The sequence below is a fragment of the Microbulbifer weihaiensis genome (genome assembly GCF_048323715.1).
Lineage (GTDB): Bacteria > Pseudomonadota > Gammaproteobacteria > Pseudomonadales > Cellvibrionaceae > Microbulbifer.
Genome location: NZ_JBLWFL010000004.1, coordinates 162786 through 175196, shown reverse-complemented (window position 1 = coordinate 175196; position 12411 = coordinate 162786). Strand labels below are relative to the sequence as shown.

The following is a 12411-nucleotide window of genomic DNA, read 5'->3' as shown; positions in this document are numbered from 1 at the left end:
GCCAAAGTGTCATATTGACTGTTCTTGTAATGAAAAAGCCCGGTCAATGGACCGGGCTTCAAAAGCCGGTTTGGGAATTCTAACCGGCTCGCAGTTGCAGAGGAAAGCGCTGTGCCTCCCTCTTCAGTTGGCCCACTCGGAGTTGCGCTTCCGCGGGCGGAAATGCGGGGCAATCATGGCAAGGATCGCGCCCATGAGCACGGAAAGGGCGCCATACATATACCACTTTTGGGTCTCGCTGCCGCTGAGACGCTGGATTTCCGCCTCGTTCATCGTCTGCTTTTGCTTCAGCAGCTCGTGCTGGTTGAGCAGCTTCTGGTGGCGCTGGTTGAGTGACACGGCATCGGCGGAAAGGCTTTTCAATTCTTTCAGTTCTTTTGACAGCTGTTCCGCGCGCGCTTGCTCGGTCTTGAGTGCAGCGGAGAGTTGGCCGTTCTCTTCCTCCAGCCTGCGCACTTCCACACCGAGGTTGCCCTGCAGGCTCTCGATATGACGCAGGCGCTCTTCTGCCTTTTCAAGTTTGATCTTGGCGACAGGCTCACTTTCGAGGTACTGGCGGCGAACCCAGCCTTCTTCACCACCCGGCGTGCGCACCTGCGCCCAGCCAGTATCAGGAGAGTCCTGCAGCAGCGTCAGTTTGGTGCCGCTTGGCAGGCCGCGGTGCAGGATGCGGAATTCATTGCCCTGGCCTGAGCGCATGGGGACGTGGAGTTCGTCGGTAATATAGCGCTCGGAGCTGATCGCCTGGCTGGTGGCGGCAGCAGTTAACAGGGCAAGGGCGGAAATAGATTTCAACAGTGTTTTCATCGGTCGGTTGGGCATTCGCTTATGCGTGTTTTTATGGTGGATTATCAGGGTAGAACCAGTTTGAATGGCTTTACGGCTACGGAGGCATAGACACCCGCTTCTACATAAGGATCCGCGTCCGCCCATTTTTTTGCATCTTCCAGGCTAGGGAACTCGGCTACGACGAGGCTGCCAGTAAAGCCGGCTTCGCCGGGATCTTCGCTATCGATCGCGGGGTGCGGCCCGGCAATCAGCAGGCGTCCTTCATCCTTCAATGTATTCAGACGCTCGATGTGCGCAGGGCGGGCGGATTTACGCAGCGGCAGGCTGTTTTCCACATCCTGACTGATGATGGCATACCACATAGACGGTTACTCGATCCTTTATGTTTTTGGTGGTTGGCTTGCAGCTACTGCTGAACCATGATTTCTTCGAGGGTGAGCCCGGTGAGCTTACCGATACGGCGGAAAAGGAATACCAGAACCAGCATCAGGATGATGGTGGCCGGTAATGCAATTACTGGAAAGCTCAGGGCCGTCATTTTACCCAGTTCTTCGTTAAAGGCTTCGGTTCCCGGCGGGCTCTTGAGCAGTACCTCGGCGAGAATGTAGTTCAGCGTCGAGGACAGGAAAAAGGAACCGGCGATCATCCAGGACGCCTGCTGCAGCGTGCGCTCGAACAGGTTCGTATTGCCGCGGGTTTCCAGGGCTCGGGCAATCTTTGCGGTATCCAGGATGCGCTCGTTGTACAGCAGTGTGCGCACCAGGGGCCAGCGCGTGTATAGGGAGGCGATAGTGGCGATGCCCAGCAGGCCCGGAATGGCAGCCTCTTTGATGGCAATGTATTTTGCGTCCAGCTCCAGCAGGCTCATACCGCCCGTCAGCAGGATGCTGACAATCCCGAGTGCTGAAAAAAAGTTGACCTTGCCCGAGCGGCGCAGATCCCAGAGGCCATAGACGAGAGGGAATGCCAGCGCGACCACAATGGCCCACTTGGTTCCGAGCCAGTTGTCACCGGACAGCTTGGTCAGAATAAGGGTAGGGAGGATGATATTGAGCACCAGGTTGCCCAGCAGGCTTTCTTTCTGCGGGTTTTTCTGGGCCTGGCTGTTCTGGGGCTGCGTGCCGGTTTCGGGCGTTACTGCCTCGATACCTGCTTTGTGAGAACTGCTCTGGTTGGTTTCGGTCATACTCTGTTCCGGTGATAATGCCCGCTGGCTGACACAACAGCTGTCAGCGGCGAAAATGGATCCCCGCAACCGGGGCGTTATCCCTGAAACCGCTGTGCCGGGGCCGCTCGAACTCGGAAGTTCTCAGACCGTCGGTATCGGCGAATGTTCCACGGTCAATATGACCCGCAGATTCCAAATCGGTTGCGAGCATCTCACGGTACTGCCACTGTACTGTAAGAATGGCGTCCACAACCGATCCTCAGAAAGTATGTAGCAATGAACTCAGTCCTCGAAAGACCTCCCGGCCTCAATGATCAAGCCCTGAGCGGCCAGATCGACCTGCACTGCCACAGTACTGCGTCGGACGGTATTTTAAGCCCTGCAGCGCTGGTGTCGAGGGCAAAATGCCAGGGTGTGAGCCTGTTGGCACTGACGGATCACGATACGGTTGCCGGGGTAAACGAGGCGATCCTGGCAGGGCATGGCGACGATTTGGCGGTGATCCCGGGGGTGGAATTCACGGCGTGCTGGGGGAAGCGGGTTGTACATATCGTAGGGCTGAATTTTGACCATGAGTCCACGGAAATCCTCTCAGCCGTTACGTTGCGCGATAAATTGCGTGAGGAACGGGCAGAAATAATCGCCGAAAAGCTGGAAAAGCGTGGTTTTCATGGTGCCTTGGCGGGGGCTCAGGCCCTGGCTGAAGGGGCGGTGATCGGGCGTCCGCATTTTGCCCGCTGGATGGTCGATGCTGGGCATGTGGATAGCATGGCACGCGCATTCAAGCGCTATCTGGGTGCCGGGAAAGTCGGTGACGTATCGGTCGAGTGGCCGCAACTGGATGACACTATCAGGAGTATTCGGGCCGCGGGTGGCAGCGCCATCCTGGCTCATCCGCTCAAATATGGACTGACGCGTACACGCCTATTGGCACTTTTGATGGATTTTGCTGCGGCTGGGGGGCAGGCGGTCGAAGTGGTCTGCGGGCAGCAAAACCCGGTACAGACCCGGGAAATTCTCTCTTTGCTGGAGCGGGTCTCGGTAGAGGGGTGGGATCTTCGCGCTTCGCTCGGCAGTGACTTCCATCAGCCAGATCAGCCCTGGCGCGAATTGGGTGGCGTCCGCCTGCCGGCAGGCGTCGAGCCAGTGTGGAATCTGTGGCAAACTGGCGCCAAGCAAAATTCAAACTGAAATCCGTCCGGGGTACCGGACGGTCAGTTTCGGTGTGGTTCTAATTCTTTATTCTTCAGGGAGCGGCAGCCCGTTGTGCTGGTGTGTCTTCCTAGCAGGATTGCCAGGTGGTTACAGGGGGTAAGCAGTGGCACAGTTTTTTCAAATTCACCCAGAGAATCCGCAGGCACGCCTGATCAGTCAGGCGGCCGATATCGTCGCGTCCGGTGGGATTATTGCCTTTCCCACGGACTCAGCCTATGCGCTGGGTTGTCGGCTGGGCGAAAAGCTTGCGGTAGAGCGTATCAGGGCGATGCGCCAGCTGAACAAAGACCACAACTTCACCTTGATGTGCCGGGATCTGTCCGAACTGGCCAGCTATGCGAAAGTGGACAACCAGATGTTCCGGCTGCTGAAAAACCATACGCCGGGGCCGTTCACCTTCATTATGCCGGCGACCTCGGAAGTGCCGCGCAGGCTGCTTCACCCGAAGCGCAAGACCATCGGGTTGCGCGTCCCGGATAACGCCATTGCCCAGGCGCTGCTGGAAGCATTGGGGGAGCCCCTGATGACGTGCAGCCTGATCCTGCCCGGTGACGAGCAGCCTCTGACGGATCCCTATGATATTCGCGAAACCCTGGAACATCAGGTGGAGCTTGTCATCGACGGCGGCTTCTGTGGCCTGGAGGCCACTACGGTGGTGGATCTGACGGGTGATGAAGCGGTGCTGATCCGCCAGGGATGCGGTGCGATTGATGAAATAATCGGCTGACACTGATGTATAATCGCGCGTTTGGTATTGCCGAAGGGCTGCAGTGTGTCCATTGACGAAGTACAAGAACGAGAAGAAGTCGCCGCTGAAGTTCCCGCGGGGGATTCGGTCGTGACGGAAGTCGCCGAGGTGGACGGTGAGTCAGTAGAGTCCGGTGACAGCGTCGTAGCCTCAGAAGAGGCTGCCGCTGAAGGTGGTAAAGACCAACCCCGCCAGGGTGAAATGCCTTTTGCGATGGTGGCCGGCAAAGCGTTTACCGACCTGCCGAGTGACCTTTATATCCCGCCAGACGCACTTGAAGTTATTCTCGAGGCCTTTGAGGGGCCTCTGGATCTGCTGCTGTACCTGATTCGCCGGCAGAACCTGGATATCCTGGAAATCAACGTTGCGGATATCACGCGTCAGTACATGGCGTATGTGGAGATGATGAGTTCGCTGCGTTTCGAGCTGGCGGCGGAGTACCTGGTGATGGCCGCCATGCTGGCGGAAATCAAATCGCGCATGCTGTTGCCCCGCCCGCCGGAGGCAGAAGAGGAAGAGGGTGAGGATCCTCGCGCAGCGCTGATTCGCCGGCTCCAGGAATACGAGCGCTTCAAGACCGCCGCCGAAGACATGGATGAGCTGCCGCGTATGGGGCGCGACATCCATCAGGCGAGCGCTACTGGCCCGGATCGCAAGCTGACGCGCCCGGAGCCGGATGTGGATCTGAAAGAAGTGCTGGTTGCTCTGGCTGATGTATTGCGCCGGGCCGACATGTTTGAAAGTCACCAGGTTGAGCGGGAAAAACTGTCTACCCGCGAGCGTATGACCCAGGTACTGGACAAACTCCGGCATAGCCAGTTTGTGCCCTTTGTAAACCTGTTCAGTGCGCAAGAGGGCCGGTTGGGCGTCGTGGTGACTTTCCTGGCTGTGATGGAGCTGGTGAAGGAATCGCTGGTCGAGCTGGTGCAGAACGAGGCTTTCGGCGTGATTCATGTGCGAGCCCGCGGCGATGCGCAGGAAGCTGCCGATGTCGACACGGATTGGGATGCCGGTGATTCTGGGGAGGACGTCGGTGATGAGTTCATCGAAGGCACTTTCACCGAAGGTACTCTCGCTGACGAGTCGCAGGAGGCAGAAGTCGGCGGACATGAACAAGCGGTCGGGGTCGAAATGGGGTTGTTCGACAGCGACGAAGTCGAAGAGTCGGAACCGGAAAACAAGGCTGTCGACGGCGATGAAGTGCCGGCGTTGAGCTGATAATCGAGTGATTGTTTTGAAATGAGTATTGCTCCGGAATTATTGCGCCGGATAGTCGAGGGCGCACTGCTGGCTTCAGGTCAGCCGTTGTCAGAGGACAAGTTGCTGTCATTGATTGACGAAGGCGAGCGCCCGGAAAAGCCGGAGTTGAAACAGGCTCTGGAGGAAATCGCGGAAAGCTGCCACGAGCGAGGCTTCGAACTGCGCCAGGTGGCCAGTGGTTGGCGCTTTCAGGTGCCTGAGGATCTGGCTCCGTGGGTCAACAAACTGTGGGAAGAGAAACCGCAGAAGTATTCACGGGCGACATTGGAAACCCTGGCAATTATTGCGTATCGCCAGCCGATTACCCGTGGTGACATCGAGGAAATCCGCGGCGTGGCGGTGAGTTCGCATATTGTTAAGAGCCTTTCCGAGCGCGGCTGGATCAAGGTCGTAGGCCAGAGGGATGTGCCGGGCAAGCCTTCGCTGTACGCAACCACCCGGGAGTTTCTGGATTACTTCAATCTGAAGAGCCTCGAGGACCTGCCGACTCTGGCAGAGATCCGGGACATCGAGAGCCTCAATGCGGCGCTGGATCTTGGCGATGCCATGACGCCCGCGGCGGACGTGAGCGAAGGTGAGGCGGACGGCGACGTAGCAGCAGAAATGGACGACGCCATCAATACTGAGGATGAAGATGCGTCGGAGGTTGAAATGGCCGACGTGACAGCGGAACAGGATGTCTCTATGGGCGAAGCTAATGCTGAGGATTCCTACGCCGAAGCCGACGATGCGCTGGACGATGCTGCACAAGACGACAGTATTGAGACTGAGGAAGAATACGCGCAGGAGGTTGAAGAGGGTGTTGCTGTAGTGGCGACCCCGGATACAGATTCCGGACAGGGCTACGCTGATAGGGAGCCGGAAGGCGAGCCAGAGCCGGAAAAAGACGTGAAACAGGAGCTGGGCTCCGAAGAGCAGGCCAACGAGAATCTCGATGGCCAGGAAATGAATACGCCGGAAAACCAAATTACATGAGTGATGATGCAGCGCCGGTAGGCGAAAAACTGCAGAAAGTACTGGCCCGGGCCGGGCTGGGATCGCGCCGCGAAATGGAGCGAGCGATCGAGGCCGGCCGCGTTACTGTGAATGGCGCGGTCGCTGGCCTTGGTGAGCGCGTGACCGATGACGACCTGATCGAGCTGGATGGCAAGCGCCTGCCCAGTAGTGAAGAAAAGCGCCTGCGGGTGATTCTGTACAACAAGCCGGTTGGCGAGATCTGCTCCCGCCATGACCCGGAAGGTCGTCCTACGGTCTACGACCGCTTGCCGCGCCTGAACAGTGGGCGCTGGATATCGGTTGGACGATTGGACTTCAATACCAGTGGTCTGCTGTTGTTTACCAACAGTGGCGAACTGGCGAATAAGCTGATGCATCCGTCATCAGTGATTGACCGCGAGTATCTGGTGCGCATTCAGGGCACAGTCGATGATGAAATGAAGAAACGACTGACGACCGGTGTGCTGCTCGAAGACGGGGAAGCGCGCTTTACCGATATCGTTGAAAGCGGAGGGGAAGGCAGCAACCGTTGGTTCTACTGTGTGGTCATGGAAGGTCGCAACCGCGAAGTCCGTCGCCTGTGGGAGTCCCAGGCGGTGCGTGTCAGCCGACTGAAGCGAGTGCGCTACGGCAGCGTCTTTATCCCCTCTCACGTGCGGGTAGGGCAGTGGGTCGAGATGGAGCCGAAGGAAATCGACGATCTCTGTATCACGGCCGGGCTGCCAAAGCTGGGGCAGCGTCCGCTGACCCAGGCGGAAAAGGAGACTCTGCAACGCCAGCGGCGCAAATTGCGTAAAACCACCGCGCGCTCCGCAAAGGTTGCGGCTAAGCCGGCCAACCCGGCCAAGCCGACTAAACCGACTAAACCGGTAAAGCCGACCAGGCCAGCGAAACCGGCGAGACCCGCAAGGCACGGGAAAAAGTCGTAACAAGCAAAACTTGCAAAAAAGGCGGCCCGATGGCCGCCTTTTTTTTGGGGGATGCCCTTTTAGGGTAATTGTGGGGGCTCTTCCGACTGGAAGTCCTCGATTGCGTCGCCGTCATCGTCGTTTAAGCCCTCCGGGTCTTCATCGTCCACAATCGGGTTTTCCATACCTGGATCAATCTCATCCGGTTGGATGGTGTCGGGGCTGCTTTCCCGGGTATCGTCCTCGGGCTGCTGGGGCATGCGATCCGGGCTTTCGGTTGCTTCTTTTTCTACCACGGTTTTGAGCTTTTGCAGCCCATCTTCATAGGACTTCCCGACCACGCGGGACACCATAAGTCCCATCCAGCGCGCGAGGGGGCCAGCGCCCATTTCTGAAGAAAAAGACCAGGTCACATTGGTGCCGCCACCCTGCGGAACCAGCTTGAAGTCCGCACTGGCAGTGCCCTGAGTGCCGAAGTCCAGGGTGGTGGCGATATGTGAGTAAGGTTCGCTCGCGGTAATGGTTTGGGATCCATTGCCCACTTTGGGATCTTTACTGCTCCAGCGCATGGTTGCGCCATTGCCCTCCGGAAAGCCTTCGTAGGTGTACTCTGCGTTCGGATCCAGTTGGTACCAGGGTGACCATTTATTGAAATTTTGGAAATTGTTCAGGTAGGGGAAGACCACTTCCGGTGGCTCGGCGATGTAGACGCTGCGCTCGGTGGTCGCTACTCGTGGAAAAAGAAAGCCGGCGAGCACCAGCAAGACGAGAAAAGTCAGGATATACATTATCCAGCGCATGGCGGATCCCCCAGAATGGTAGTCGGAATTCCTTACATACAACCTCTGGGAGTTTACTGGTTGGCAATGGGGCGCGCCAGCGATTGCCGGCTGGCACTAGCCCTCAGCTATCAGGGTCCGTAATCAGAAGGTGTCGTCCAGCAGGGGTAATTTGATCCGCACGCAGAGCCCCGCATCTGGCGCATTGAAGGCATCGATACTGCCCCCGTGCTGGACAATGGTGCGCTGGGCGATGGCGAGACCGAGACCAAAACCCCCACTTTCCCGGGTGCGGGCTTCGTCCGTTCGGTAGAACGGGCGGAATATCGCCTCCAGCTCCTGTGGCGGTACGCCCTCACCGGCATCTGTCACACGGATCTGGCAGTGGGTGTTGGTGGCTTCGATTGAAATGTCGACCTGGCTGGATTCCGGGCTGTATTTAATGCTGTTGCGCAGGACATTTTCGAGTGCCGCCGTCAACGAGCTGCCGCGGGTGGCAACCAGTAACTCATGGCTGTTGCTGCGGATGGCAAACCGCACCTGTTTTTGTTGGGCTTCGTCTCCCAGATCGTCCGTCAGCGCCTGCAGCAGGCTGTTGATTTCCACCACATCGTCGAGAGGGCGTTCATCGCTACCGCTGACTGGCAGTGAAAGAATATCGGCGATGATGTCTTCGAGGTAGTCCGCGGCCTTGCCGATCTTGTCCAGCTCCGGATCCAGCGCGACGACGTTTTTCTGGCGAGCGATGCCCAGTGCAATTTGCAGTCGGGCCAGGGGTGAGCGCAGCTCGTGGGATACGTCTTTGATCAGGCGGCGCTGCTCGGTCATGGATTCCTGCAGCTGGGCAGTCATGGAGTCGAAGTCGGCCGCCAGCTCGCCGAGTTCTCTGCTGTGGCCGCGCAGCGTGGGGGTGACCCGGTAACTCAGGTCGCCGGCAGCCACCCGCCGGGTTGCCGTGCGCAGGTTGTCCAGCGGCTTGCTCAGGTAGCGCGCGAGCCAGTAGCACGCGAGCCCTGATGCCAGCGTGGTGAGCACCAGGATGGGCCAGAAATTATCCAGCAGGAACCGCAGTAGCAGCTGCTCCTTGCTCTTACCGGCAATAAAGATGACACGCAGATTTCCGCCGTCCCGCTGTGGCAGGAAAAAGCCGACCGTCGGCTTCTTGTCTACCAGTCCATGCGCCTCGCGGTTGCGGTAGTTGAGGGAGGCGATGAGCGGGGCCATCGACTGGGGAATGGGGCGGCCAAGTATTTCCCGGCCGTTGCGGTCGAGTGCGAAAACCTTTTGCTGCACGTTGCTTGGCTGTTGTTCCAGCCAGTGCTGGAAATGATCTGAGCCGTGGCGGCGGGTCATGCGCAGGTTGTGGGTGATTTCGCGGAAGAGCTCGGGGCCTTCCCAGCGATCTTTCTGGCGCGGGTCACCGAATTCCCGGAAATGGGTGATGTACACCGAGGCCAGTACCATCACTACGGCAGTAAGCCAGGCACCGAGAAACATACGGCCGAAAAGGCTGCTCATGGGTTAAACCTGGCTTTGGGTCAGCATGTATCCGGCTCCGCGGATGTTGATGATCAACTCCCTGCTGGCGCCTCGCTCGGCAAGTTTCTTGCGAATATTGCTGACATGCACATCAATGGAGCGGTCGTAGGGCATCAATTTGCGCCCCAGTGCCTTTTCCGTGAGTACTTCCTTGCTGACTACCTCGCCCGCGTTTTCCACCAGAACTTTCAAGACGGAAAATTCGGCACCGGTCAGGTTGACGGCCTCCCCGCTCCAGGAGCACAGGTGTTCCCGCGGCATCAGCTGCAGCGGGCCACTGCTCAGGTTGCTATCGCTGGTTGCGGTTTCTGTGCGGCCGCGGCGCAGCACGGCACGCAAACGCGCCGCCAGCTCCCGCGGATTGCAGGGTTTGGGCAGGTAGTCGTCGGCACCCATCTCGAGGCCGACGATGCGGTCGACAGTGTCGCCCTTGGCGGTAAGCATCAGCACTGGCAGCGAATGGCCCGCAGAGCCGGTGTCTTCGCGCAGCTTGCGCAGAACATCAAACCCGTTGTGGACGGGGAGCATGACATCCAGCACCAGGGCATCGAAATCCTGTTTGCGCGCCAGCTCCAGCCCGCGCCCGCCATCATTGGCCACGGTCACGTCAAATCCTTCCCCGGCCAGGAACTCTTCCAGCAGCTCGGTCAATTCGGTGTCGTCGTCTACCAGCAGGATGTGACTCATATGGGATCTCAAGTTCTCGATAACTTTGGTTGCGGAACATTATATGCGTAGCCGGGGGGGCGACTGTGCTGGCATTCCGGCTGTTTTACCGTTCTTAACAAATGTTTACCGCCGTTATCCCCTGTTTACAGTGCGCCAGCCTAGTATGCACCTGCCGAAACGGAAAACGTGAAACGAAAGGCCTCGCGATCTACCGGTCGATAGGCGTCAACCATAGAGGACAGTCATATGAAAATGTGGAAAGCACTGGCGGGTAGCGCAATTTTGAGTGGAGCTCTGGTGGCTCCCGGTATGGTGATGGCATACCCGGATCACGACCACGGCCCGGGTCACCACAAGCATCGCATGCTTGAGCACATGGCTGATGAGCTCGATCTGACCGAGGGGCAGCGTGCTCAGCTGAAAGCCAATCGCGATGCGAACAAGGCGTCCCGCGCGGCGGCCCGCGAGGAAATGCATGCACTGCGCAAGCAGTTGATGGAGGCGATAGATGGCGGCGGCGATCAGGCTACGCTCGACAGCCTCGGGGCGAAACTGGGGCAGCTGGAAGTGGCCAAGATGCAGCGCATGCATGAACAGCGTGTTCAGCTTGAATCCATTCTCACCGATGAACAGAAAGCCAAGCTTGAAGAAATGAAGGCGAAGCACGAGGCGCGCCGTGAACAGCGCGAGCAGCGCTGGAAAGAGCGGAGTCAGTAACAGGCGTCGCTTCTCCCTCCCAAGCCGGGTGAATCGCGTTTGATCCGCCCGGCCAGTCACAGCTTCATGGGGTTTGTCCGTGCTCACCCCGACGGCGGCCAAACGACCCCCTTGATGCCCCCGCTTTGCGGGGGCTTTTTTATGCCTGTACTGTGAGCCGGCAGCCAAACTTGCTGGGAAGTCCTAATGTTGGGAAAATGCCCGCCGCTCCGGGGCGACTAGACCCTGGTTTTTGCCAGTTTGAGGAGAGAAAGTGAGCAAGATCGGCCTGTTTTACGGCAGTGATGAAGGCAATACGGAAGGTGTTGCCCAGCGTATCGTCGCCCGTCTGGGTGCGGATCGGGTAGATCTCCACGATATTGCAGATGTGACCCAGCTTGAGATAGCCGATTACGATCAGCTGATTTTCGGTATTCCCACCTGGGATTTCGGTCAGATCCAGTCTGACTGGGAGGATTTCTGGGAAGACGTGCAGGAAATTGACTTCAGCGGTAAGACCGTAGCGCTGTTCGGCCTCGGTGATCAGTTTGGTTACGGAGACTACTTCCTGGATGCCATGGGAATGTTGCACGATGTCATTGTTGCCAATGGGGCTGCGATCATCGGGCACTGGCCTACCGAGGGCTACGAATTTGAAGCCTCCAAAGCGGAAATCGAAGGGCAGGGCGCCTTTGTCGGCCTTGCGATTGATGAAGACCAGCAGGAAGAAATGACCGCGGATCGACTCAACCGCTGGTGTCAGCAGATCGCCGAGGAATTTGCCCTCGAGGGTGGCTCTGATAGCGTCACCGTACTTGAGGATTGATCCGGTAATGACCGACACTATTTCTCTCAAGGACTTCTGGGCCTGGCTGGCGGAACACACCAATTGTATTCTGCGACTGGGCACACCGGACTCGATTCTATACGACGACGATGATTACCACTGGCGGTTTTCCCAGGAAAATCCGCGAACCCTGCTGGTTCAGCTAATGCGCGGCAAGCGTATGGTGGGTGAGGTTTTCGTTGAGCCGGAGCTGATTACTTCGGTGCGCGTGTCGCCCGGTGAAAAGGACGATGTCATCTTTGATTTGATGTCGGAGGCCGACGATCAGGAGCAGGTTCTTTATTACTTTGTGATGGCCCATGGTTTAGAGCCTGACGAGCGTTCCAGTCACGATCGACTGCACTAATAGCTGTGGCTGCTTGCCCCCCCCACACACAAAGCCCTCGCTTGAAACCGAGGGCTTTTTTTCCCGATGTAGGGGAGTCAAGCCTTTGGGCGTCGATTACCCGGACTCAGTTGTTTCGAAACCGTCGAAATAGATTGTATCGGCAGCAGTTGGGTCGGCGGTTTTGGTGATGACGCTGTATTCGCCATTGGCGCCCAACTTGATGGTGTCGAAGTAGGCAGTTGTGTCAGAGTCGCTCTGGGTAACGACCAGGTCGTAGGTTCCCCGGGGGGGGGTACCCAGCCACTGGTCTCTTCCGGGGGCAGCGAGGAGAAGTTTTCTTGCTGTTTCACGAGTAAGTAATCGCAGGTATTGCTGGAAACATTAGTGGGCCGGAGCTTCGCGCGGGTGGCGAGGGGGCGAACGTTACTGGTGAGCTTAACGCCATTCCAGTCGTAAAGGTCACCGATAA

At 58.0% G+C, this 12411-nt stretch carries 13 protein-coding genes and 1 pseudogene; 8 read left to right on the top strand and 6 right to left on the bottom strand.

Annotation, left to right across the window (positions count from 1 at the left end; all coding sequences use genetic code 11):
• Window positions 1-123: 123 nt before the first annotated feature.
• The 3 genes from ACNKU7_RS05480 to ACNKU7_RS05470 are packed head-to-tail and all read right to left on the bottom strand — an operon-like array spanning window position 124 to window position 1975.
• Window positions 124-795: a TIGR04211 family SH3 domain-containing protein gene (locus tag ACNKU7_RS05480; RefSeq protein ID WP_418295957.1), complete on the bottom strand. Its 672-nt coding sequence runs from the start codon at window positions 793-795 to the stop codon at window positions 124-126.
• 56 nt (window positions 796-851) lie between these two features.
• A complete protein-coding gene (locus tag ACNKU7_RS05475) occupies window positions 852-1151 on the bottom strand; it encodes a YciI family protein (protein WP_418295956.1) in 300 nt (99 codons plus the stop codon).
• A 44-nt stretch (window positions 1152-1195) separates the two neighbouring features.
• On the bottom strand, window positions 1196-1975 hold the full coding sequence (locus ACNKU7_RS05470; protein ID WP_418295955.1) for a VC0807 family protein: 780 nt from the start codon (window positions 1973-1975) through the stop codon (window positions 1196-1198).
• A gap of 258 nt (window positions 1976-2233) precedes the next feature.
• Between ACNKU7_RS05470 and ACNKU7_RS05465 the strand changes: the two genes are divergently transcribed.
• From ACNKU7_RS05465 to rluB, 5 genes and pseudogenes are all read left to right on the top strand, one after another.
• Window positions 2234-3148, top strand: coding sequence for a PHP domain-containing protein (locus tag ACNKU7_RS05465; protein WP_418295954.1), 915 nt, complete (start codon window positions 2234-2236; stop codon window positions 3146-3148).
• A gap of 127 nt (window positions 3149-3275) precedes the next feature.
• Entirely contained in the window at window positions 3276-3899 is a 624-nt protein-coding gene (locus tag ACNKU7_RS05460; RefSeq protein WP_418295953.1) for an L-threonylcarbamoyladenylate synthase, read from the top strand.
• A gap of 129 nt (window positions 3900-4028) precedes the next feature.
• A pseudogene (locus ACNKU7_RS05455) lies at window positions 4029-4892 on the top strand (segregation and condensation protein A); the annotation flags it as partial.
• Between the two features lie 267 nt (window positions 4893-5159).
• Window positions 5160-6155: an SMC-Scp complex subunit ScpB gene (scpB, locus tag ACNKU7_RS05450; protein ID WP_418295952.1), complete on the top strand. Its 996-nt coding sequence runs from the start codon at window positions 5160-5162 to the stop codon at window positions 6153-6155.
• Window positions 6152-7105 (top strand): 23S rRNA pseudouridine(2605) synthase RluB, encoded by a 954-nt coding sequence (gene rluB, locus ACNKU7_RS05445; RefSeq protein ID WP_418295951.1) that lies wholly within the window; start codon window positions 6152-6154, stop codon window positions 7103-7105. The genes scpB and rluB overlap by 4 nt, the downstream gene beginning before the upstream one ends.
• Before the next feature lie 59 nt (window positions 7106-7164).
• Here the strand turns inward: rluB and ACNKU7_RS05440 are convergent, their stop codons facing one another.
• The 3 genes from ACNKU7_RS05440 to ACNKU7_RS05430 form a co-directional block, all read right to left on the bottom strand.
• Window positions 7165-7884 carry an SRPBCC family protein gene (locus ACNKU7_RS05440; protein WP_418295950.1) on the bottom strand — a complete coding sequence of 240 codons (720 nt, stop codon included), beginning with the start codon at window positions 7882-7884 and terminating at the stop codon, window positions 7165-7167.
• 123 nt (window positions 7885-8007) lie between these two features.
• Entirely contained in the window at window positions 8008-9381 is a 1374-nt protein-coding gene (locus ACNKU7_RS05435) for an ATP-binding protein (RefSeq protein ID WP_418295949.1), read from the bottom strand.
• Window positions 9382-9384: 3 nt separating this feature from the next.
• Window positions 9385-10089, bottom strand: a complete 705-nt coding sequence (locus ACNKU7_RS05430; protein WP_418295948.1) for a response regulator — start codon at window positions 10087-10089, stop codon at window positions 9385-9387.
• A 228-nt stretch (window positions 10090-10317) separates the two neighbouring features.
• Here ACNKU7_RS05430 and ACNKU7_RS05425 point away from each other — a divergent pair, with 228 nt between their 5' ends.
• The 3 genes from ACNKU7_RS05425 (at window position 10318) to ACNKU7_RS05415 (ending at window position 11960) form a co-directional block, all read left to right on the top strand.
• Window positions 10318-10788 (top strand): Spy/CpxP family protein refolding chaperone, encoded by a 471-nt coding sequence (locus tag ACNKU7_RS05425; RefSeq protein ID WP_418295947.1) that lies wholly within the window; start codon window positions 10318-10320, stop codon window positions 10786-10788.
• A 253-nt stretch (window positions 10789-11041) separates the two neighbouring features.
• Window positions 11042-11593, top strand: a complete 552-nt coding sequence (locus tag ACNKU7_RS05420; protein WP_418295946.1) for a flavodoxin — start codon at window positions 11042-11044, stop codon at window positions 11591-11593.
• A 7-nt stretch (window positions 11594-11600) separates the two neighbouring features.
• Entirely contained in the window at window positions 11601-11960 is a 360-nt protein-coding gene (locus ACNKU7_RS05415; protein WP_418295945.1) for a hypothetical protein, read from the top strand.
• Window positions 11961-12411: the final 451 nt, after the last annotated feature.

Bases quoted from the DNA above. Each gene is read 5' to 3' on its own strand.
- ACNKU7_RS05475 (WP_418295956.1), bottom strand. From the start codon at position 1,151: ATGTGGTATGCCATCATCAGTCAGGATGTGGAAAACAGCCTGCCGCTG.
- ACNKU7_RS05470 (WP_418295955.1), bottom strand. From the start codon at position 1,975: ATGACCGAAACCAACCAGAGCAGTTCTCACAAAGCAGGTATCGAGGCA.
- ACNKU7_RS05465 (WP_418295954.1), top strand. From the start codon at position 2,234: ATGAACTCAGTCCTCGAAAGACCTCCCGGCCTCAATGATCAAGCCCTG.
- scpB (WP_418295952.1), top strand. From the start codon at position 5,160: ATGAGTATTGCTCCGGAATTATTGCGCCGGATAGTCGAGGGCGCACTG.
- rluB (WP_418295951.1), top strand. From the start codon at position 6,152: ATGAGTGATGATGCAGCGCCGGTAGGCGAAAAACTGCAGAAAGTACTG.
- ACNKU7_RS05440 (WP_418295950.1), bottom strand. From the start codon at position 7,884: ATGCGCTGGATAATGTATATCCTGACTTTTCTCGTCTTGCTGGTGCTC.
- ACNKU7_RS05435 (WP_418295949.1), bottom strand. From the start codon at position 9,381: ATGAGCAGCCTTTTCGGCCGTATGTTTCTCGGTGCCTGGCTTACTGCC.
- ACNKU7_RS05430 (WP_418295948.1), bottom strand. From the start codon at position 10,089: ATGAGTCACATCCTGCTGGTAGACGACGACACCGAATTGACCGAGCTG.
- ACNKU7_RS05425 (WP_418295947.1), top strand. From the start codon at position 10,318: ATGAAAATGTGGAAAGCACTGGCGGGTAGCGCAATTTTGAGTGGAGCT.
- ACNKU7_RS05415 (WP_418295945.1), top strand. From the start codon at position 11,601: ATGACCGACACTATTTCTCTCAAGGACTTCTGGGCCTGGCTGGCGGAA.